The following is a 23288-nucleotide window of genomic DNA, read 5'->3' on the forward strand; positions in this document are numbered from 1 at the left end:
GTTTTAGCTGAGGAAATAACTAATAAAAAAAGGCCGAGTATTAAGCTCGGCCTTTTTTGTTCAAAATTTGAATGAACACTATTTAAAGTGACGATTTAGATAATCCACATACGAAGTGTATAACAAGTAGTAGCTGGCGGTATTAAAGGCCACTCCGTGTGCGCCCGGTGGATAGATCTGTAAATCCACCTCTTGCCCATTTCCGGTAAGTTGGGTCATAAGTTGCATGGTATTTTGTACGTGCACATTCTCATCCATTGTTGAATGGGAAAGTAAAAGATGACCTTTTAGGTTTTGAGCATGAGTTATGGATGAGCTTTGCTTGTAGCCCTCTTCATTATTTTCGAGCAGTCCCATATAGCGTTCGGTGTAAATGCTGTCGTACAATCGCCAGTCGGTAACGGGTGCGGTAGCAATACCGATCTTAAATACGTCGGGATGGGTAAACAGGGTATAGGTCGTCATGTAGCCACCATAACTGTGTCCACGCATAGCCATTCTGCGTCCATCTACCCAATTTTTGTCGGCCATAAACTGTGCCGTTTCTACAAAATCATTGGCTTCCCATTTTCCGAGTTGCTTATAAACAATCTTTTCAAACTCTGAACCATATCCACCGCTTCCTCGATTATTTACATTTACTACTACATAGCCTTCCTGCGCCAGGTATTGATTCCATCCTCCGGATTCCCAGCTGTTATATACACCTTGAGCACTGGGTCCTCCATAAATATTGAGGACCAGCGGATATGTTTTGTCAGGATCAAAATCGATCGGTTTGATCATATAGCCGTCTAATTGTTGGCCGTCGGAAGTTGTAAAAGAAAATAATTCACGCGGAGCATATACGTGCTTTTCCGTAAAAGCGTTTACCGATTCATTATTCTCAAGCACTTCTAACTTTCCGTTCGTAGTACTCCAGAGTTCCACTTGTGTGGGCGTTGAGGTATTTGAATAACGATCGATAAAATATCTGCTATTAGAGCCCATGCTAATATCGTGTGTTCCTTTAGCCTGGGTATGCTTGGTTTTATTACGGCCGCTAAAGTTGACCGAGTACAGGTGTCGTTCCAGTGGTGAATCTTCCGTAGAAGTGTAATAGATTCTATTATTGCGATAATCCACAGTGTGAACGTAGGTTACTTCCCATTTTCCTTTGGTGACTTGGTTTTTAACGGTACCATCATAACCAAAGCGATAAATATGGCTCCATCCATTTCGGTCGGAAATCCAGAAAAACTCCTCACTGTCTTTTGGGAAAAAGAAAAGGTGATTAATACCCGCAAAGAAGTCGAATACATCAATCCAGACATCAGACTGTTCTTCCATAACCAGCCGCCGCTCACCGCTGTTGATATCATTAAAAAATAGCTTCAGATGATTTTGAGCTCTGTTTAAATGTACGGTAGCCAGCTTATTTTCTTTGGCTGTCCAATAAATTCGTGGGATATAGCCCTCAGCGGGGGTATCCATCCATTGTTGTTGGCCGGACTCTACATTTACTACCCCGATTTTCACCTTGGGATTTTCGTCACCTACTTTAGGATAGGGGATCTTCTCGTATTCGGGGTGCTGTCCGGAATAGTCGGTCATTTTAAAAATATTCACATTCCGTTCATCAGTTTGCCAATAGGCAATCTTTTTGCTGTCGGGTGACCATGACCATGCCTGAGCCAGCCCGAATTCTTCTTCATAAACCCAGCCAAAGCGTCCGTTATAAAAATATTCTTTTGCACTGTTGGTAAGCTGTGTTTCTTGCTGAGTTTCCAGATGGTAAACAAACAGATCGCCATCGCGTTCATATCCAATTTTACTTCCATCGGGAGAAAGTTCTGCTGTGCGGGCATCCTCAACAAGAAGGCTCAGTGATCCATCAGCAACAGAGTAAAGGTAGTAATCAGAAATACCCGAACGGCGATAGACAGGTCGGAAATTGGATTGAAATACTAAATATTTTGAATCATCCGACCACTGAAATGACGAATATTCGAACGTAGAATCGGATGAGGGAAATGTATGATTCGCACTGTTGAAGATAAGTTCGTCTTCTTTTGAAGCCGGATCATACGCCCGTATTTCCATATTTTCCGTTTCTTCATTGTATTGCATATACGAGTATCGGTTGCCGTCATCAATCCAGTTGACATTTCTGGGACCGCTGGAACCGCTAAGTTGACTACTTTTAGAGAGGGCTTCTTTTACGCTGGAATAGCGCTGTTTCTCCTGAGCCAAAGTAGGTTGCTGAAGTATAAACGCTCCCACCAACATGCCGAGAGCCAACGTTTTAAAAAAGAAAGAGAATGAATATTTCATTTTTTTGAATATCTATTTTAGAGAAAAGGACTTTTTAAGTATTGAAAAATCAATGATCTAAATTCATAACATATTAAAATTTTAATCTACTATTCTATTAAAACCTGAAATATAATCATAAGTGCGATGGAAATGGTGATAGTAGTTGCGATGGTAGAGGTGTCGCTGTCTTCCATTGCGTCGGGGATTAGTTCAGCAAAGACCATCCATATCATAGCCCCGGCGGCAAAACCAAGCCCCATGGGCAGATAGGTTTTAAATACTTCAACAAACAAAAAGGCAGGAACAGCCATCAATGGTTGGGGCAGGCTCGAAAAAATGCTCCACCATGCTGCTTTAAGGGGAGAGGTTCCCCGCGGTATAAGTACAAGGCTGATTGCTAACCCTTCTGGAATATTGTGTACGGCAATGGCAGTCGTAATAAATAATCCCAGATCTAATCCGCCACTGAAAGACACGCCTACGCTTACCCCCTCAGTAAACGAGTGGATCGTCATAATACCAACAATAAGCAGCATTTTTGTGCTGTCGGTATTGTCGATGTTTTTTATAGAAAACTGATCGTCGTACCTGCTGAGTAATTTTTCGCTGCCAATTATAAAAGAGAGACCTATGAGGATGCCGTAAAAAGTAAACCAGAGATCGTGGGTTATTCCTTCATAGATAAGTCCAAAACTTGCTGCAATCATCAAGCCGGAAGCAATGGCATTGGAGATACCCAACCAATTCCGGGTTAAATTCTTAAAAAAGAAAAAAGGAAGGGCGCCCAAACCCGTTGCTACTGCCGTTATGAGGGCATAGATAAATACATCAAATGCGGGCTGTTGTAATAGATCACTCATAGTTCCTTTGTTGTTAATGCTCGGGAATATACAGAGTGATCACGGTTAATCCACTACTTACAAAAAATTTAGAATTGAATTAAATAGTGGTAAAAAGTAATGAGTGATAAGTAACCCCTTAGAGGTTACATATCACTCAGAAAACGGTTTAAAGAGTATTAATTTTCCTCGGTTAACTCGTGGATAATCGTATTCATCTTGTCTTCCAGGTCGTTGGTTTTTTTATCAAAACCAGTGCGATTTGAAAGTTCGGTATTAACGCTGCAATAAAATTTGATTTTAGGCTCAGTACCTGATGGACGGACTGTCACCATTGTTCCATCTTCAGTAACAAATTGCAGAACGTTAGATTCAGGCAGATTAATTTCTTCTGTTTGGCCTGATTTTACATTTTTGGATACTTGGGTTTTGTAATCTTTGATAACCACCACATCCGATCCGGCTAGTTCTTTGGGCGGATCCTCACGATAACTTTTCAGCATCTTTTGGATTTCCTCAGCACCTTCGCGACCGCGTTTATAAACAGATACCAGTTTTTCCCGATAATAACCGTGCTGCAGGTAGATATCCAGCAGGGCATCAAAAAGACTGCTTCCCTTATCTTTATAATAGGCGGCCATTTCAGCAATAATGACTGAAGAGACAATGGCATCTTTATCACGGACATGATCTCCAATAAGATATCCGTAACTTTCCTCACCGCCGGCAATAAATTGTTTTTTTCCTTCCAGTTTGGTCATGAGCTCACCAATGTATTTAAAGCCGGTCAACGTATTGTAACACTCCACGCCGTAATGCTCAGCAATAGAATCAATGAGATAAGACGTGACAATTGTTTTGACGATATATTCATTACCATGAAGCTTGTCAGCTTCTTTCCAGGCATTAAGCACATAGTTGATGATTAGCGAACCCGTTTGATTGCCGTTGAGCAAGACCCATTCATCGTGATGGTCTTTAATGGCAATACCCACGCGATCAGCATCAGGATCAGTAGCCATTACCAGTTCAGCATCGATTTCTTTGGCTTTGTTTAGCGCCATGGTTAGCGCTTCTTTCTCCTCCGGATTGGGATACTCTACCGTGGGAAAGTCACCATCGTAGGTCATTTGCTCTTCGACGAGTGTTACATTCTTGAAGCCGTATCGCGTCAGGGCAGGCGGAACCATCACGCCAGAAGTACCGTGAATGGGCGAAAAGACAATACTCAGATCGTTCTGACGGTTTATTGCTTCTCGGGACAGCGAGACATCCATCAAAGCATCCAGATATTTCTCGTCAATTTCTTTGCCGATGCTTTCAATATTTTCGGGAACCCCTTCAAAGGACACATCATCGATGTTTTCGATCTGCTGGACCTCCTCCATTACTTCTTTATCCTGTGGAGCCACCAGTTGACAGCCGTGCTCATCGTATGCCTTGTAACCGTTATATTCTTTGGGATTATGGGAAGCGGTCAGCATAACGCCGCCGTGACAATCCAGTTCGCGAATGGCGAATGACAATTCGGGAGTTGGCCGTAACCCTTCAAACAGGTACACGTAAATGCCGTTAGCAGAAAATACATCGGCTACAACTTGAGCCAATTCCTCCGAGTTGTTGCGGCAGTCATGAGCAATAGCAATTTTTATCTGTTCATCGGGATAATTCTTTTTCAAAAAGTTGCTGAATCCCTGTGTAGCCATCCCAAAGGTGTACTTGTTGACGCGGTTAGATCCTACTCCCATGATGCCGCGCAGCCCCCCGGTTCCAAATTCCAGATCCTTGTAAAAGGCGTCCGTCAGTTCCTGATATTCTTGATTGTCAAGCTTTTTTGTAATTGCAGCTTTTGTCTCTTCATCGTAGTTACCGTTCAGCCAGTTGTCAACTTTTTGTTTTATTTGTGGGTCTAACGATTTCATAATTTCGATAGTTGATGAATTAATTTTCTTGTGATTTAACGGCTGTTTCTTGGCTCCAGGTTACTTTTTTGATCATCAGCCACATACCGATAGCAATAAGCGGGATGCTGAGCCATTGCCCCATATTAAAAACCCAGTCGGCAGCAAAGGCGGCTTGCTCCATTTTGGTGAATTCGAGTAGAAAACGTCCGGAAAAAAGTGTGGCTAAAAACAGTGCAAAAAGAGAACCTTCTGGCGGATTCGTTTTGTAAGCGTGATATACTTTCCAAAGGATTCCAAAAACAAGGATACAAAGCAGGGCTTCATAGATTTGAGTTGGATGACGTGGCAGCATGTCAACCCGGGTAAAAATAACTGCCCAGGGTACTTCGGTAGGTTGACCGACAATTTCAGAATTCATAAAGTTACCGGTTCGGATGAATGCTCCGGCAATAGCTACTACGACCACCACGCGGTCGGCCAGCCAGAGAAAATTCATATCCCTAAATTTCTTGGTAAAGAGGTACATGGCAATAATGATCCCGATGGCCGCTCCATGACTGGCCAGTCCGCCATGCCATATTTTTAAAATTTCAGAAGGATAACGTAAATAAAAGGCGGGATCATAAAACAGCACGTGTCCCAATCGGGCGCCCACTACAGTTCCGATTAAAACGTAGGTGAGCAGTTGATCCACTTCTTCTGGGTCGCGGCCGGCATGGAGAAACATTTTGCGTGTTAACCAAAATCCCACCAAAAATGAACTGGCAAAAAGCACCCCGTACCAACGCGGTTCGAGTGGTCCAAGGCTAAACGCCACCGGATCGGCGGACCATGTAAAGAAATCATTTGCTAAAAGTAATAAGCTCATGTAATAGTATTCTATTAGAAATAATTTTTTTGATGAGTATAAAAAGTGTCTTAGATCTTACTCATTACCTGATATTATTTCACGATTTTATACTCCGTGCCTTCCGGGCTGTCCATCAGCTTAATATCCAGCTCCTCAAGGCGGTCACGAATGGTATCAGAAAGCTCAAAATTTTTTTCGTGACGTGCGTTTTTGCGTATATCAATGAGCAACTCAATGAGTTGTTCTGTTTTGTTATTACCGGCGGTTGAATCATCATCCTGTGGCCAAAGCCCGAGGACCCCATCAACAAATTCACGCAGAAATTCTTTGATATCGCCAATATTTTCAGGCGTATCTCCGCTGTTAATTTGCTTGCGGATGATCTTCAGCTCTTCGAAAAGGACAGCAATAGCCTGCGCGGTATTGAAATCATCATTCAGCTTACTTTCCAGTGCAGTTCTGAGCGATTCCAGATCGTAAGCATCGGCCGAGCCATCCTCGGTGTTAATAATTGTTTTAATCATTTCCTGCAGGCTCCGCAGGCCGTTTTCAGCACCGGAAAGGGCATCCTCAGAGAAGTCAGTGGTGCTGCGATAGTGACTCTGGAGCAGAAAGAATCGGATGATTTGCGGGTCCCAGGCGCGAGTCAGTAGATCGTGATCACCTGAGAAAAATTGGTGCAGCGAAATCGCGTTACCAAGCGATTTACCCATTTTTTGTCCCTCAAGGGTAACCATATTGTTATGCATCCAGTAGTTAGCAAAGGGCTTGTTGAAAGCGCCTTCGCTCTGAGCAATTTCGCATTCGTGATGTGGAAACTGGTTGTCCATACCGCCGCCATGAATATCAAAATTTTCGCCCAAATATTTCGTGGACATTGCTGAGCACTCCACATGCCATCCGGGATAGCCCATGCCCCAAGGCGACGGCCATTTCATAATGTGACCGTCGTCGGCCTTTTTCCAGAGGGCAAAGTCTTCAGGTGAACGCTTGTCGCTGGCCGTTTCGATGCGCGTGCCGCTTTCCTGGTCTTCAATATCACGACCACTGAGCTTACCGTACTCTTTATCCGAAGAGACATCAAAATACACGTTGCCGTCGGTTTCGTAAGCGTGACCATTTTCAAGCAACTTTTTAACCATTTCGATTTGCTCAATGATATGACCGGTTGCCCGGGGAGAGATATCCGGGCGCTGAACGCCGAGGGCATCCATATCACGGAAATAGTTAAAGGTATATTTTTCGGCAATTTCCATCGGCTCCAGCTTTTCGATAGCGGCTTGTTTTTCGAGCTTATCTTCTCCCTGATCCGCATCGTCAGTTAAGTGTCCCACATCTGTGATGTTTTGGACATAGCGAACTTTATTTCCCAAATAGCGCAAATAGCGAATGACTACATCAAAAGAGACATAACTTTTTGCGTGCCCAAGATGGGGATCCCCATACACCGTTGGGCCACAAACGTAGATGCCTACAAAGCCCTCTTCGATGGGTTGAAATTCCTCTTTCTCACGGGTTAGTGTATTATAAATATGTAGTTTATCCATGAATCAGGATGCTTCCTTGTTTATCATCAGGTTTCTTTTACAGTTCGCAAAGATAACGTTTCGCATGAACAGTTTACAACGTGCATTCTATACCAATCGTTGGAGATTACCGTTGATTTAATTACCAAATAATTTCTTGAGGGCATTGCCGGCTTTATTTTTTAGATAATCTTTAATGATAGGAGCAATCTCTTCTTTATCGGGCGTAATTTTGGGATTTTCTTGTGTGCCTGTCATCCGAAGGGGAACCATAATCGTACCATTTTCTTGGGTTAAGGCTTCAACAGCTTGGGAACTTATAACCGATGCAATCCCCTTCTTAAAGCGGCCTGGTAAGAAAAGCTTAGTTTTATAATTAATTTCACTGGTTACCATGTGTTGGGTACCATTGAGCTCCATACCGATATCATCACTGGTCATGCGCAAATCTTTGATGGTAAAAACACTGTTTTTAAGCGAATATGTGCTATTAAATTCATCCAGCCCAATATTGTTGAACTCCTTGGCATTTAGCAGTGAAGCCAACTGTTTTTGGATGGGGTGCCCCTGAATACGGGATTTCGTCATTCCAAAATTACCATCCATCGTGGAGGTTGTAATGACTGGCTCTAAAAACTCATTGAGTTCCGAATAATATTTCACATCGGCACTGAAGGCACCGGATACATATTCGTGAAAATTACTGTCTTTGCCGAGTACCTGGAATTCATCAAAAAAGGCGGCAGCTTGCAACCCATCTAAGGTTCCGTTAAAGGAGATCATCGTACGTTCGGGTTCGGGAACATCCCAGGTAAAAGAGCCTTTTGCCTGACCGTCAAAAAGATTGATAGAAGCTTGATCCATGGTAATTTTGTTCGGCGTTGTAGATGCTTTGGCCGTTAAGTTTGTCATTGTTACGCCGGTGACAATCATCTTAGTGATTTCAGCACTTACCGAGCTTGTCAAATCAGGTAGATGGATGGGAATTGGTTCTGTGGTGGAGGTTGTATCACTCCAGTCGATCAGTTCATCTAAATTTAGCAGTTCGCTTTTATATGATCCCGTAAGTTGAGGCGTAGTGCTTCGGTCTTTTTCTGCATTCAGATACTCCATATAATTGCGGAGTGATCCGGATAGAGTGATATCCGATGATCCAATATTAAAGGAGAGTTGATTGAGATCAACGGAGGTAGGTGACAAATTTAATTTTCCATTGAGATTGCTGACTGGCTGAACCATAGCTTCGCCATCCATATTGATATTTTGTGCAGTAAGTTGACCGTTAAACTGCATATTTACCGGATCAGCGGGAGCCCCCTGGACACGCAAATTCAGATCAGCTAACCCTGTGAGTTTAGTAAGGGTGGGCTCGAGCTCATAGTAATCTTTAATCTGATTAAGTGCGGCCTTGCCCGTTAATTTTATATCAACCGTCCGGTTTTCACTCAGGTAATTTCGGACGTTCCCTGATACTCCCAGATTATTATCGCCGGTGACAAAGCTGGCTTTTGATATCTTAAGGTTAGGTCCTTGAAGTGATGAGCTAAGCGTTATTTGTTCAATGGGTTTGCCCAAAGATTTATGGCTGATGAATCCATTGGTAAGGGAAATATTACCCGACTGAACGGCATTTTCAATCTGATCGGCTTTCCCTTTTAGCGTGGCATTGGCCTTAAATTGTCCGCGCAGCGTCAGGGTATCTTCGTCGATAGGGTAGAAGTTTTTAATCGTAGCCAGATCAAAATCGAGATCAGTTGTTAAATCGATACTGCGCTGTTGCTCGTCCATCGGTTGATTGACCGATCCTTTCATTGAAAAGGTGTTGCTGGCCGCCTGCAATTCCATGTTGTTTATAGTGATAGCCGATTGATTTGCTTGAGTATCAATAGAAATATTATCAATAGGTTCGGAGACCTCAGCGTATTTAAGCAAACCATTACTGAGCGAAATAGTGGCGTCAAAGGTCGCTTCTTCGGGAGCGGTCATATTTCCTGATGCTTGCCCTTTGGCCGTAAGTTGCCCCCCTAAATTGTCGACATCAAATTGACTGATGTCATAAAAGTCACGAACGGTAGCCAGATTTACATTTGAATCAAAATTAAGAGAAAACGCTCCATTGTCCTCCAGTGGATCTTCGAGTTTCCCGCTCGCTGACAGGTTATTTTCTCCGGCTTGGGCCGTTAGTTTTTTAACCGAAACAAGTTTGTTTGAGGCATTGGCTGAAAGCTGAATATTTTCAATAGGTTGGGGAAGGTCCGGATTTTTCACGTAGCCGTCACTGACGCTAATCCCGATGTCAAAGGTTGGTAGTTCTTCTCCCAGTAATGCTCCTTTAATGGTCCCGTCAATTGCCAGCGATCCCCGACTTTCAAGTCCCTGTATATATTCTTCGTACTCAGCAGGTACAAGTCGGAGCAGTTCGCCAAAATTATCCGATGAGGATTTGATGGCAAGGTCAGCATTTAGATTATTGCTCCAATCCGAAAGTGTGCCGGTAAGGTTTAATGCCAATCCTCGGATAGAGAAAGTACCTTCTTCGAGCGTAACTTGTTCCTTTTCAAGGTCTATGGTTGACTTCTGGCTCATACTCAGCGGTAGATTTTTAAGATAGGTACTTTCTCCCACCGAAGCCGAAACACCGCCCAGCTGTAATTCAATCGTGCTTTTAATCAGGTCGGCATAGTTTAACGAAATATCCGCATTTAGATCATTGATCTGGGCATTGGTGTTTGTTGTTGCATCTCGATACCCAAATTCACCGCCGGTTACATTAAAGTAGGGGATGTTTACGGCCAAAGGTTCGGAGGTAGTGTCGGGCTCAGTTTCTTCAGCCATTAAGAAATCGATATTTGTTGTGCTGTCGGCATTAACAACGTAGGTGAACTTAGGATTGCGAAGACTAATTTCAGATATGTTAATTTGATCACCGAGTAGCGAAAATAGTTTTACGGATACAACTATTTCATCCAGCGAAAGCAGGGTGTCTTGGTCTGTTTCGCCTGGAATACTCATCTTTTGAATACTGATTCCCGGCTGTGGAAAAGTGCTGAACAGCGTGAGCGACATTTTTTCAACATGGACGGTACGTCCCACAGCATCATCAACGTACGGCATTACGGTGTTTTTCAGACGCTCATCCGTAAAATAGATATTGAGTCCGATGACAATAACAATAAATAATCCTAAAACAGCAGCGGCTATCTTTACAAACGTTTTCATAATTTTAAGGTTTTGGTCTCAATTGAATTTGTATCCCATAATTATTGATCGAAATATTAATCCTACAGATTAAAAATCGAATAATTTGCCACAAGTTCCTTATGTTATAATTAATTCGTAATCAGTTGTAAAATACAAAAGTTTTACCATGTTAAATTGGGGTTCTGGCACAGATAATCCAAAGTTTAAACAGCGTCGGCGCCGATTGGTTCAAGCACTCGCTGATAAGGGCATTAAAGATCAGCGAGTTCTGGATGCTTTTAACATCGTTCCGCGACATGTTTTTGTGGATACGGCCCTGCAAGATCGTGCATATAAAGATACTGCGCTGCCCATTGGCAAAGAGCAAACCATATCACAGCCATACACCGTAGCCCGGCAGACCGAATTGCTGGAATTGCAACCCGGTGAAAAGGTGCTGGAAATTGGTACCGGATCCGGATATCAGGCAGCCATTTTGTGTGAGCTGGGGGCCGAGGTATATACGGTAGAACGACACGACAAACTCTACAAAAAAGCTAAATCAACGTTGAAAGAACTCGGATACTCCATCCGCGCGAAGCTGGGTGATGGTACGCTGGGATGGTCGGCTTATGCGCCTTACGATGCCATTGTTGTTACAGCGGGAGCTCCCGTTGTGCCCGAGGATTTGATTGATCAGCTCAATATAAATGGTCGTTTGGTGGTTCCTGTGGGCGATGACAAGCGGCAGGAGATGGTTCGAATTATCAAAATTCGAGAGGATGAATTTGAAGAAGAACGGTTTAGCGATTTTAAATTTGTCCCGCTTATTGGAGAGAAGGGTTGGCGTAAGTGATTAGATCAGGAATTCAAATTATCCAATGAAAAATTAAAATCCTTGTCCTATCTTCGGCCCTCATTAATACCTAATTCCTAACTCCTGATTCCTTTGTCAAAAACCGATCAGTCTAATTCAAAACCTGATTCTACAAGTTGGAGCGAATCTCCTTTTCTGCTAATTAAAGGTTTTTTAATGGGATCGGCAGATATAGTGCCGGGTGTGAGTGGGGGGACTCTGGCGCTGATTGTGGGAATTTATACACGTCTTATTAATGCTATCAAGAGTTTTGATAGCCTTTTTTTTAAGCGGCTGCTTACATTAAAAATTAATGAGGCCCTTCGAGGAGTGCATTGGAAGTTTATGGGAATCCTGCTAACCGGGATTTTTTGTGCAATTCTTTTCTTCACAAAAGTAGTGCCCCTCCAGGTGTATATGTTTACGAATCCGGAACTGATTTACGGGCTCTTTTTCGGATTAATTGTGGGATCTATTTTTGTGCTGGTGAAAGCTATTGAAGGTTTTGGCTGGGTGCATGGACTAATGGTTTTGATTGGTGCAGTGGTTGGTTTCTGGGTGGTAACATTGGTTCCCACGGATACCCCTGAAGCCCCATGGTTTGTATTTATAAGCGGATCCATTGCTATTTGTGCGATGATTTTGCCCGGGATCTCTGGATCATATTTTTTGCTCATTCTTCGCAAGTATGATTATATATTGGCTCAGTTTGGAAAAATAGGGACCCCAGAGATGCTATCGGGATTGTTGGCATTACTGCCGTTTATAATGGGTGCAGTAGTGGGACTGGCGCTTTTTTCGCGATTGTTATCTTGGCTCTTAAGTCGCTACGAAGCCAAAACCTTAGCTGTGCTTATTGGTTTTTTGATCGGGTCTCTGTATGTCATCTGGCCTTACCAAAATCGTACCTACGAACAGTTTATCAGCAAGACGAAAGTGGTGGCCTATAATAGCTCCGAAGCCCGGGAGTTACGGCGTAATCCACCCGACCAGAATCGACCTGAATTTAGGCGATTGGGTGAAACAGTAAATCCCGATGGCGCACAAAAAGAAGTGGAGATTTTGACCGTGAAGAACAAGCTTATTAAGAGCGATCCTTTCATTCCATATTTAACGGTTCAGGAGGCCGGGACGGCCCATTTTGGGAGTGGGATTTGGGGCATGGTTATCGGGCTTATTATGGTGATGGGGCTTGACTATTTACGAACGGAAACCTAACGTTAATAAAACTCTTCAATGACTATCAAAAGACTGCTATTATGAAGGCTATAAAAAAAATATTAGTACCCACAGACTTTTCGGAAAACGCACAGTTTGCTTACCGCCATGCCCAGGAAATTGCTCATCGGGTAGGGGCAAAAGTTGACTTTATTCACATTATTCCAACGCTCACTTATTTTAATAAAAGCCTCGCAAATATGCAGGCCCCGCTGGATTTAGACGAGGAGCTTTATCCTACTGTCCAAAAGGAGGTCGTGCATCAAATGGAAAAAGCGATGGATGATTATATCTCTGACGAATCAAAAGGAGAGGCTGTTTGCAAAATAGATCGAAAACCGTCTACCGCTATTGCCGAATATGCAAAAGAGAACAACTATGATTTGATTGTGATGCCCACAAAAGGCCACCACAAGTCGAACTTAATGCGTGGCTCGACGACGAATAAAGTTGTGAGACATTCTTCGGTTCCCGTGTTTACCGTCGATGAAGGACTCAATGCAGAAGGACTGAAAGAGATTATGATTCCAACGGATGGATCGGAGTTATCATTTACGGCCTTGCCCTTGTCGTTAACGTTGGCAACAATTTATGATGCTAATATCACTTTTTATCACGTGCAGGAACTTTATGGGAGTCCGCTGGAGTCTAAAAGTATAGATCCCAAAAAATCGGATAAAGAAAATATTTATGAGTCCCTGATGGATCGCCTGGATGATTTTCTGGCGAACGAGGGAATTGATAATGTGCAAATAGCTCGCGGCGATGAAAAGTTTAGGGATCAGTTTGTGATATCGGATAATGCATCAAGCAGACGGATTAATGTTCACACCGCAATTGAACGAGTGGTTTCGGCCCACTTGGGTATTGAAGATTATGCGGTCGAACATGCAGATGTGGTGGTGATGGCTACGCACGGTCATAGTGGTTTTGCTCACCTGCTTCTGGGATCCACAACCGAAAAGGTAGCACAGTCGCTGAGTACACCGGTACTAACTGTAAAGCCGGATGCAAAAAAACTGTCTAAGAAATAAATTTTGTAAAAATTATTGAAAAAAACCTTTAGAAACCCTGTAATGTCATGCTGAACTTGTTTCAGCATCTATTGCTGATGCATATATGAAAGCTGTTAGTTCAATTTTTTGTATCAGGCCCTGAAATGAATTCAGGTTGAAACAACATTTAAATTTGTAAATAGCCTAAAATAAAAAAGGCGCGGGAGTCCGCGCCTTTTTTGCTGAAATATGGCTGGTAGTTACGCCAGGAAATTCTCACCCACTTCGGGAATCCATACTTGGGTATCGGTTGATTTCTCAGTGTATTTCTTGAAGTCTTCGGGATCACCTGTAAGTGGTGGAAAAGTACCGTAGTGAATAGGTACCGCATAATCAGCTTGTAGCAGATCACAGGCCATGGCAGCTTCGCCGGGCCCCATCGTATAGTGATCGCCCATTGGGACTGCGACGATATCCGGTTCGTAGAGTTCTCCATACAGTTCAAGTTCATAGAAGATATTAGTATCACCAAGGTGATAGAAGGTAATATCATCGTAAAAAGAGATGACCAGTCCGGCCGGTTCGCCTGCATAGTCACCTTGGAAAGAAGAGCTGTGATTGGCAGATACCATGGTAACGGAAAAATCATCAAAAGCTACAGTACCGCCTTTATTGAATTCCACGGCCTGATCTTCGTTGAGACCGTGTTTGCTCACCAACAAACGTGAAAGTTCAACCATCGTTACCACTTTGCAACCGGTTTGTTCGGCGATATCCAGAGTATCTCCTACATGATCTTCATGTCCGTGTGTAAGCAGAATATAATCGACGTCATCCTGTTGTTTATACTCGTCCGGAGTGGTGGGATTTTCTGACAAAAAAGGATCAACTAATATTGTTGTATCTTGCGGACTTATGAGTTTAAAAGCAGAATGTCCTAACCATTGTGCTTGAACTGATGTATCCATAGTAATAATATTTTATTTAATAGGTTTATTAAAATAGTATTGATTATCCGTGATCAATGTGTTATTAATGAAGTTCGAAAGCGCATAAAATAAGATGTATTATGAATTTGAATGTTATTCCATTTCGTTTACTATCACAACATTTTATGTTGAATCATTCCGTGCGTTTTTTTGAGCTTATCTAATATAGTATAACTCCAAAACATTTGAGGTTTATTCATGGCAGAACGAATTAAACTGCATCCCGAAACGCCCCATGTAAAAAGATTATTTGAAATTGCCGACAAGGTAAGAGATGGTGCCGTGGTACTATTTCCAACCGACAGTCAATATGCCCTTGGCTGTGATTACAAAAATAAAAAGGGGATTGAACGAATTAGAGAGATACGTCAGCTGGGAAAGGATGATCACCTGACGATTTTATGTGACTCCTTATCCGGTATAGCGAAGTTTGCCCATATTTCTGATTATAATTTTAAACTTATTAAACGGCTGATTCCCGGCCCGTATACTTTTATTTTACCTGCTACTAAAGAGGTACCCAAACTACTCGTACATCCCAAGAAAAAAACGGTAGGTATTCGCGTGCCCGACTACCCCATTTGTGAAGGTTTAGTGCGCGAGGTTGGACATCCGATGCTTGCCATTACCGCCAAGAAGCCAGAAATGGATGATAATGCGCTGGAAGAGTTTGAGCGCGAACCATTCTTGCGAGAGTTTGAAAAGCAGGTGGATCTTACCATTGATAATCAACAGGATTTGCCTTCAAAGGAAACGACTATCTTAGATATGACCGACGATAACACCAAGATTATTCGTCGAGGTCTTGGAATTGAACGAGTGGAAGAAGTGTTTGAACGTGAGCGAGAACCTTTAGAAAAATAGATATAGTTTTATGAAAATTGCTATCAATACAGGCGGTGGTGACGCTCCCGGTCTTAATGCTGCAATACGTGCAGCCACGCTGGCAGCATTGAAGAGAGGGTGGGAGGTCTACGGTATAAAAAATGGATACGGATCTATCTTTACCGAAGAGCCCTTTATAAAACTTGATGCCAAAGCCGTGCAGGGTATTACGTTGCAGGGCGGTACTATTTTAGGAACCGCTAACCGGGGGAACCCATTTGAAATGCCCTATCAAAAAGATGATGGCAGCTGGGAGACTAAAGATGTTTCTGATCGACTGGTAAAGACCTTTGAAGATTACGGCATTGATGCCCTTGTTGCTATCGGCGGTGACGGTTCCATGAATATTGCCAGCAAGCTTATTCAGAAAGGAATTAATATTGTGGGTGTTCCCAAAACCATTGATAACGATATTTTCGGATGTGACGTAACACTTGGTTTTGATACGGCCATCGACATTGCAACAGAAGCGATTGACCGTATTACGACGACCGCCGAATCACATCACCGATTGATGGTGGTTGAGGTGATGGGACGTTATGCAGGGTGGATTGCCCTTTATTCCGGTATTGCTTCTTCGGCTGATGTTGTGTTGATTCCTGAAATTCCCTTTAGCTATGATTCCATCGTAGAGAAAATAAAAGAGCGGGAGTCGAAAGGTCTCCAATATACCATGATTGTTGTAGCCGAGGGCGCCAAGCAAAGAGACGGAGAAATCGTAACCAAGGGTAAAACTCCTGGACAGGAAGTGCAGCTGGGCGGTATTGCTGATCAGGTTGCCAACGAGCTTTCTGAACGGACCGGTAAAGAATCACGATCGGTCGTGCTGGGACATCTTCAGCGCGGAGGATCACCATCTACGTATGATCGGCTTATCTCGCTACGTTTTGGCGCAGCTGCTATTCGCTGTGTGGAAGAACACGACTATAACAAACTGGTCGTGCTGCAGGATAATAAGCTGACCCGGATTCCTATTACCAGTATTGAAGGCAAGATGAAATCGGTTTCTCTTGAAAGCGATACCGTACAAACGGCGCGCGATATAGGTATCTGCTTGGGCGATTAATGTTTAAGAAAATTAATGTGTCATGCTGAACTTGTTTCAGCATCTAAAAGCAAAAAAGGATATGGGACTTTTTAATTCAGTGAAAAATGCATTATCAGGATCGGAAACGAGCGAGATCTGGGAAACGATTACAGATCCCTCTCAGTTAGATCCTATTATTGGGGAATCTAAACAGACACCACAGCTAATTTATAAGCACAGTCATCGATGCAGTGTTTGTTTTGTATCAAAAGGAAATCTTGAAATGGCATCAGACAACATAAAAGAATATGCTGATATGCATTTTCTTAACGTCGTTCGCAATCGGGATGCCTCTAACAAAATAGCATCAGAGTTGGATATTCGTCACGAGTCACCGCAGGCCATCTTGATCGATCAAGGGGAGGTTGTTTGGCACGGCTCACATGGCAGTATCGATGCTGGTGCGATTTTGGATTATTTTGAATGATGCTTGGTTCTCAGCACCTCAATCGTCAAAAACATTTTTAAATCCTTCCTCAAACGGTGGTTCAATAATACCCTCCTGGGTTACAATGCCATTAATATATGAGTGAGGAGTGATATCAAATGCAGGGTTATAGGCCTCTGCTTTTTTGGGTGCTATTTGGGCATCGCTGTAGGTGAGCACTTCTTCTTGCTCGCGCTCCTCGAGAGGAATCTTATCGCCGGTTGCCATTTCCATATCGATAGTTGAAAGCGGTGCGGCTACATAAAAGGGAATCTCATTTTCTTGGGCTAACACTGCGAGGGGATAGGTCCCGATTTTATTGGCCACATCGCCATTCGCAGCAATGCGATCAGCACCCACCATAACCAGATCAACTTCGCCGCGACGCATGAGTGACCCCGCACTGGAATCGGTAATAATCTTCATGGGGATTTCCGCGTTCATCAGTTCCCATGCGGTGAGACGAGAACCTTGTAAGAGGGGACGTGTTTCATCTACCCAAACGAATGTTTTTTTACCTTGTTCATGAGCATGAAAAATAACAGACAGCGCGGTGCCATACTGGCCTGTTGCAAGACTACCGGTATTGCAATGAGTTAGTATTTGAGCATTTTTCGGAATGAGTTCAACACCGTTTTCGCCAATCTTTTTGCAGGTTCGTTTATCTTCATCATGAATGGTTTTAGCCGTTTGCAGTACAATCTTTTTTATTTCGCTGATATCTTTATCCTTATGAGCCCTAATCGTTGACTTAATCCGATCGGTGGCCCATTTGAGATTCACCGCCGTGGGTCGGGCTCCCTCCAGGTATTTGGCAACGCGATTAACTTCAACCATAAAACTTTTGAATGTATTTTCGGGCAGATCTTTAATCCCCAAATACAACCCATAGGCAGCGGCAATGCCAATAGCAGGCGCTCCCCGAATGCGCAACTTTTTGATAGCTTCCCACATGCGTCCCACATCACGGATATCGCTATAGACTTCCCGCCCCGGCAGGTAGGTTTGATCTAAAATGCGAACATGATCCTCTTGCCACTCAATAGACTGTACTGCAGTATCGATATTATCACTCATGATTGTAAAGCATTAATTTAGTTTTGAACAAACGACATGGATTATGGCAAAAGAAGTAGGGATTTCCAACTGAGTACTGTATTTGTTCGAAGGTTTTATTGTTAATATTGGCTATAAAAAATGAACCCGATTATTATACAGGGTATCATAATCGGGTCAATAGTAACTTATTTTAGAAGGATTAATATCCTTCTGCAGCTCCGTCACCGCGGGGATCCGGAGCACCATATTTCAAGCCGTTTTCATCAACATAGATCGTATGGGCACGGCCAACACCGCTTGTTACGCTCAGCGTGTGTCCCATCTCTTTCAGTTTTTCTTTTGTGTCAGGACTCAACCCAAATTTTTCGTAGTATAGTTTATCCGGCATCCATTGATGATGGAAACGTGGGGCAGAGTTGGCTTTTTGAGGCTTCATCCCAAAGACCGCCATGTTCAGAAAGTTGTGGAACGTAGCCGTAATAATACGCGGTCCGCCGGCGGCACCGAGTACCATTCGGGTAGAGTCATTTTTCGTTACAATCGTGGGAGACATGCTGCTGAGCATCCGTTTCTTGGGAGCAACAGCATTGGCTTTACCTTGGATGAGTCCAAACATGTTGGGTTCGCCCGGTTGAGCCGTAAAATCATCCATTTCATTGTTAAGCAAGAATCCGGCCCCGTCCACAGCCAGTTTATTCCCGAATGAGCCGTTTAAGGTAGTTGTGACTGCTACAGCATTGCCATTGTTATCCACAATGGAAAAATGGGTTGTTTCGGTAGACTCTTTAACCTGGATGGGATTGCCGTGAGAAATATCGTCGCTGGAAGTCGCCTTATTTTGGCTAAAGCTTTCCATGCGTTGTTTATTATACTTTTCAGTCATCAATTCTGTTTGCGGGATATTGACAAAGTCGGGATCACCGAGAAAATGGGCCCGGTCGGCAAAAGCTCTACGCATAACCTCTGTAATGAGATGGACGTACGCTGCCGAGTTAAAACCAAGTTCATTCAGGTTATAATCCTCAAGCATGGTTAACATTTGAGCAATAGCGATGCTGCCACTGCTGGGCGGCGGCATAATATGAAGATCATATCCGTTAAAGCTTGTTGTTATGGGATCGCGCCATTTGCTTTGGTAATTTTTCAGATCGCTATAGCTGATAATACCGCTTTGACGTTCCATCTCCTCAACAATTTTATCGGCGGTGACACCCGAATAAAAACCGTCTCTTCCCATTCGGGAAATACGATCAAGGGTTTCGGCCAAATCCTTTTGAACAAAAAGGTCGCCTTCTTTGAAAGGGGTACCGTTTTTTTTGGTAAAGTATTTGGTCGAGGAGCGATACTTTTTAAACTCATCTGCCTTATCATTAAGATCCTGTGCTTGCAGCCAGGTAAGCGGATATCCTTCTCGCGCCAGTTTTATAGCCGGGGCAATGACCGTTTCCAGCGGAAGGTTTCCATACCGTTCGAGTGCTTTGATCATGCCATCAACGACGCCAGGGACTCCGGAAGCCAAGGCCGATCTTCGGCTAAGATCCGGCTGGTATTCCCCGTCTTTGATAAACATGTTTTTTGAGGCTTTTCTCGGAGCTCTTTCACGAAAGTCGAGGGAAGTGGTGGTAACATCAGCCATATGCAATACCATAAATCCGCCCCCGCCGATATTACCGGCACGCGGTTCGGTAACGGCTAATGCAAACTGCACGGCAACGGCAGCATCAACCGCGTTGCCGCCTTGCTGCATAATTTTTTTGCCTACTTCAGAGGCATGGCTTTCAGCAGAAACAACAATGCCATTGTCGTACGATTTGGCCCAGCCAATTTGGGCGATACTTTCATTAGGCAGTGATATAAACAGGGCAATGAATAAAATCCAGGAAAGGAATCGAGAGTATATCGTTTTGTTCATCAGACTAAAATTTTTAGGCACGCAGTTTGTTGTTTTTATCCGAGAAAAAATTTGCTGTCAACTCAATTAAATCAATAAGAATGACAGCAACGTTGTGCAAAGAGTTGAATTGTAAGAGAATTAATAATTAATATCTAAAATAATACCCAATGTACTCTCTACTCCCAAAATGAAGGAGTAGAGAGCATTGGGTTAACGTACTTTGTTAAAATGATATTGAGAGTTTTGAATAGACATAGCGCCCATTAAATCCGAGTGGTGAAGCAGTAGGATACGGGAATATGCCAAGGAAATTAGAGTGATCAGGAGTAAGATCCGGGTAATTGTCGAGCAGGTTTCGGGCTCCTACCGTAACACGGGCGTAGTCTTCCACGATTTCGTAACTGGTCGACAAATTAATAACCCATTCGCTGCCCAACGTATAATCTTGAGCAGGATCCTGATCCGGTACCAGTACTTCCCCATACCGCTTACTCATTATGCTTAAACTAAAAGGACCATTATCATAGGTTGCCTCCAGGTTAAGCGTATTTTTAGGGCGTTCCCGGGCAAGTTCTAAACGGGCCTCCCGGCCGAATATACTTTCTCCAAATGACTCACTTAACTGCGTTGGAGTAGCGACGCTACTTGCCAGACGGTTGCGGGTACTATTTAAAGCACTTTTCAAATACAGTGATCCATTTTCACCTACTACGGTTCGATAGGTTGCCGTTAGGTCAATGCCCCAAGTCCGGGTATCAATAGCGTTTGAAAAAACCTGAACACGTTGTGCCCCAAATTGAGAAACAAGGTTTTCAATTTCCGTACCGGCCATGTTTCCTGATAAAATGATCCGATCTTCGATATCGATATGGAAAACATCAACAGTAAAAGTAAAGGCATCAGTAGGACTTACAGCAAGACCGCCACTCACGTTGAACGATTTTTCCTCTTTTAGATCCGGAACACCGAGGGCATCGGCTACTTCACTTTCATTATTAAAGAGTCCAACTTCGTATGGCACATTATTAATAAAGGTTGTAGATACCTTTGAGAAATAACGTTGAGCAAGGTTAGGAGCTCTGAAGCCAGTACTTACTGCGCCCCGGAATATGAGCTCTTCTTGCGGCTGAAAGCGCATAGCCAACTTACCGTTTACCGTTTCACCAAAATCACTGTAGCTCTCGAACCGTCCTGCCACATTCATAAGGAATTTGTCAGTAATATCAGCTTCTAAATCGACGTATGTGGCGATATTTGAGCGGCTTTCATCTACAGCCTGGCTTGGACGAAATCCGGGAAACACCTGAGCACCGGGAGCGGCCCGTCCGCCATTTTGATTGGTTTTAACGGGGCCATCTATATATGAATTTTCTTCTCCCGCCGTAATCTCATATTGATCAACACGATAGACGGCACCTGCCGCAAAATTAAGTGGTCCTGCCAGTCCTACATCAAATGTGCGATTGAGATCGAGCATGGCGTGTGACTGCTGGAACCCAACCGTGCCGGCATAAAATTCCGTCTGATTGGAGTTGGGACCAAGCGTTACATTAAGCGAGTTGGTGATATTGTACTCGAAATCGTTGCTTCCAGTTTGCAGGTTAAGGTCATAATCCCATTCACCCATCTGTCCACGAAGGCCCAGAGAACCAGAGTAGTCATTGATTTTTATATCAAATTCGGGCAGAAATCCAATCGGATATATTTCCGGCCAGTTACGATCTCCCAATGATCGGCGATAAAAACCCTGACCGAGGGCATCGCGATAACTGTATCCGCCGAAAGCATATACTTCCATGGATTCGTTAATGGGAATAGCAGAGTTGCCCCAAAGATAATAGTTGTCTGATTCGCCGCTGCCCCAGTGAAAGTTAGGCTGTTGAACAGGATTGTTTTTTTCAATAACCTCTTGGACGCCGTCGCCATCCATATCCATGACAACATCACCATCACCTGCTGTGATTTGATCGCGTGGACTTGCACCGGCACGATTTGTTGGATCTTGCAGGCGAAGTTCCCCAAATAGGTTAATATATCCATTTTCACCGATAGGCAATCCGTAGGAGGCGGTAAAGTCTTGTGTTGTTCCATCATTGGAAAAATTATCGGTGGCATTGCCGCCCAGTTTGTAACTCATAGACAGAGGCACCGGTTCCTCTTTAAGCTGGATATTCACAACCCCTGCAATGGCATCAGATCCGTACTGTGCAGCGGCACCATCACGCAAGACCTCCATTTGTTGTACCGCGCTGGCCGGGATGGCATTCATATCCGTTGGACTCGATCCTTTTTGGATACCCGATCCCAGACGGTTAACCAGCGCCGACTTGTGGCGTCGTTTCCCATTGATAAGTACCAGCGTGTGGTCGGGACTAAGTCCACGCAGTGTAAAAGACCGCAAGGCGTCCATTCCATCAGCGACGGTTTGCTGGGGAAAGTTAACCGAAGGTGAGACCTGTTCAAGCATTTGGCCAACTTCAGAAGAACCGACTTTTTCCAGGTCAAGGGTAGTATATACATCAACTGGAACCGCCAGTTCATCAGCAGCGGTGTGTCCGGCACGTGAACCCACTGTTACAGTAACTCCTTCACCCATAACGGCCGTTTGCTGCATGGTAAAATTACGGGTAACTGTTTGTCCGGCAGAAAATGAAATTTCTCCCTCTATTTCTTGGTATCCCACAAAAGTAACTCGTACGGTGTAAGTACCGGGATCGATATTTTCTATAGAATAACTGCCATCTTCTCCAGCAGCAGTACCCTGAGAACTTTCCACTAAGAAAATATTGGCTCCGGCAAGAGCTTCGCCATTGGTATCCGTTATCGTTCCTTCTAATGTGGCTGAGCTTTGCGCAAATAGCACAAAGGGAAATAGCAATATTATGAATACAGCAAGTAATCTAACTGTTGTTTTCATGGTTCCTCTGTCCTCATTGTTGTTTTTATTTGATTTAGGTGCCTTCCACCTCTCAAACAATATAATAAATTTTTACGAGCATGTAAAATATTTCAATATTGAAGAGTTTGTATATCAACATAAATATATGCTATAGCACTATCTATTTGATTACAATTATGTTTTTTTAGGTTGGTTGTTTTAGAGAAGACTGTTTGATTCATAGGTAGGATGGATTGTTCTTAAAAGTGAATAGCCACGCTCTCTAAATACTTTTAGATTTCTTTAGTACGATTTCCTTCGCTACAAAATATTCCCGAGCCTGCGATGAATTATCCCAATTTTACTTAGGTCTGCCATGCTCAAAATAGAAATAAGCATTTTGGTA

At 43.4% G+C, this 23288-nt stretch carries 16 protein-coding genes; 6 read left to right on the forward strand and 10 right to left on the reverse strand.

Features of this window, described 5'->3' with window-relative positions:
* Positions 1–78: 78 nt before the first annotated feature.
* The 6 genes from ACQ76V_RS03360 to ACQ76V_RS03385 form a co-directional block, all read right to left on the reverse strand.
* Positions 79–2313 carry a S9 family peptidase gene (locus tag ACQ76V_RS03360; protein ID WP_440999064.1) on the reverse strand — a complete coding sequence of 745 codons (2235 nt, stop codon included), beginning with the start codon at positions 2311–2313 and terminating at the stop codon, positions 79–81.
* An 89-nt stretch (positions 2314–2402) separates the two neighbouring features.
* Positions 2403–3155 (reverse strand): ZIP family metal transporter, encoded by a 753-nt coding sequence (locus ACQ76V_RS03365; RefSeq protein ID WP_440999065.1) that lies wholly within the window; start codon positions 3153–3155, stop codon positions 2403–2405.
* Between the two features lie 158 nt (positions 3156–3313).
* Complete coding sequence (locus ACQ76V_RS03370; protein WP_440999066.1) at positions 3314–5056, reverse strand: phospho-sugar mutase; 1743 nt, start codon at positions 5054–5056, stop codon at positions 3314–3316.
* A 19-nt stretch (positions 5057–5075) separates the two neighbouring features.
* A complete protein-coding gene (gene lgt / locus ACQ76V_RS03375) occupies positions 5076–5906 on the reverse strand; it encodes a prolipoprotein diacylglyceryl transferase (RefSeq protein ID WP_440999067.1) in 831 nt (276 codons plus the stop codon).
* A 74-nt stretch (positions 5907–5980) separates the two neighbouring features.
* Complete coding sequence (cysS, locus tag ACQ76V_RS03380; RefSeq protein WP_440999068.1) at positions 5981–7435, reverse strand: cysteine--tRNA ligase; 1455 nt, start codon at positions 7433–7435, stop codon at positions 5981–5983.
* 117 nt (positions 7436–7552) lie between these two features.
* A complete protein-coding gene (locus ACQ76V_RS03385; RefSeq protein ID WP_440999069.1) occupies positions 7553–10633 on the reverse strand; it encodes a DUF748 domain-containing protein in 3081 nt (1026 codons plus the stop codon).
* Between the two features lie 148 nt (positions 10634–10781).
* On the opposite strand from ACQ76V_RS03385, the gene ACQ76V_RS03390 reads away from it, so the two are divergent.
* The 3 genes from ACQ76V_RS03390 to ACQ76V_RS03400 all read left to right on the forward strand — a co-directional run bounded on the left by ACQ76V_RS03390 (position 10782) and on the right by ACQ76V_RS03400 (position 13702).
* Positions 10782–11450: a protein-L-isoaspartate(D-aspartate) O-methyltransferase gene (locus ACQ76V_RS03390; protein ID WP_440999070.1), complete on the forward strand. Its 669-nt coding sequence runs from the start codon at positions 10782–10784 to the stop codon at positions 11448–11450.
* A gap of 177 nt (positions 11451–11627) precedes the next feature.
* Complete coding sequence (locus tag ACQ76V_RS03395; protein ID WP_440999071.1) at positions 11628–12668, forward strand: DUF368 domain-containing protein; 1041 nt, start codon at positions 11628–11630, stop codon at positions 12666–12668.
* A gap of 41 nt (positions 12669–12709) precedes the next feature.
* Complete coding sequence (locus tag ACQ76V_RS03400) at positions 12710–13702, forward strand: universal stress protein (RefSeq protein WP_440999072.1); 993 nt, start codon at positions 12710–12712, stop codon at positions 13700–13702.
* Between the two features lie 221 nt (positions 13703–13923).
* Here the strand turns inward: ACQ76V_RS03400 and ACQ76V_RS03405 are convergent, their stop codons facing one another.
* Positions 13924–14631 carry a metal-dependent hydrolase gene (locus ACQ76V_RS03405; RefSeq protein ID WP_440999073.1) on the reverse strand — a complete coding sequence of 236 codons (708 nt, stop codon included), beginning with the start codon at positions 14629–14631 and terminating at the stop codon, positions 13924–13926.
* 219 nt (positions 14632–14850) lie between these two features.
* Here ACQ76V_RS03405 and ACQ76V_RS03410 point away from each other — a divergent pair, with 219 nt between their 5' ends.
* The 3 genes from ACQ76V_RS03410 (at position 14851) to ytxJ (ending at position 17051) form a co-directional block, all read left to right on the forward strand.
* On the forward strand, positions 14851–15516 hold the full coding sequence (locus ACQ76V_RS03410; RefSeq protein ID WP_440999074.1) for an L-threonylcarbamoyladenylate synthase: 666 nt from the start codon (positions 14851–14853) through the stop codon (positions 15514–15516).
* A gap of 10 nt (positions 15517–15526) precedes the next feature.
* Positions 15527–16603 carry a 6-phosphofructokinase gene (locus tag ACQ76V_RS03415; RefSeq protein ID WP_440999075.1) on the forward strand — a complete coding sequence of 359 codons (1077 nt, stop codon included), beginning with the start codon at positions 15527–15529 and terminating at the stop codon, positions 16601–16603.
* Positions 16604–16664: 61 nt separating this feature from the next.
* The gene (ytxJ, locus tag ACQ76V_RS03420) at positions 16665–17051 is read left to right on the forward strand and encodes a bacillithiol system redox-active protein YtxJ (protein WP_440999076.1); all 387 of its coding nucleotides are present in this window, start codon (positions 16665–16667) and stop codon (positions 17049–17051) included.
* A gap of 18 nt (positions 17052–17069) precedes the next feature.
* Here ytxJ and mtnA read toward each other — a convergent pair whose 3' ends face one another.
* The 3 genes from mtnA to ACQ76V_RS03435 all read right to left on the reverse strand — a co-directional run bounded on the left by mtnA (position 17070) and on the right by ACQ76V_RS03435 (position 22921).
* Entirely contained in the window at positions 17070–18128 is a 1059-nt protein-coding gene (gene mtnA / locus ACQ76V_RS03425) for an S-methyl-5-thioribose-1-phosphate isomerase (protein WP_440999077.1), read from the reverse strand.
* 181 nt (positions 18129–18309) lie between these two features.
* On the reverse strand, positions 18310–20022 hold the full coding sequence (ggt, locus tag ACQ76V_RS03430) for a gamma-glutamyltransferase (protein ID WP_440999078.1): 1713 nt from the start codon (positions 20020–20022) through the stop codon (positions 18310–18312).
* A 205-nt stretch (positions 20023–20227) separates the two neighbouring features.
* Complete coding sequence (locus ACQ76V_RS03435; protein ID WP_440999079.1) at positions 20228–22921, reverse strand: TonB-dependent receptor; 2694 nt, start codon at positions 22919–22921, stop codon at positions 20228–20230.
* Positions 22922–23288 lie beyond the last annotated feature (367 nt).

This window comes from Fodinibius sp. SL11, assembly GCF_052060035.1.
Taxonomy (GTDB): Bacteria; Bacteroidota; Rhodothermia; order Balneolales; family Balneolaceae; genus Fodinibius.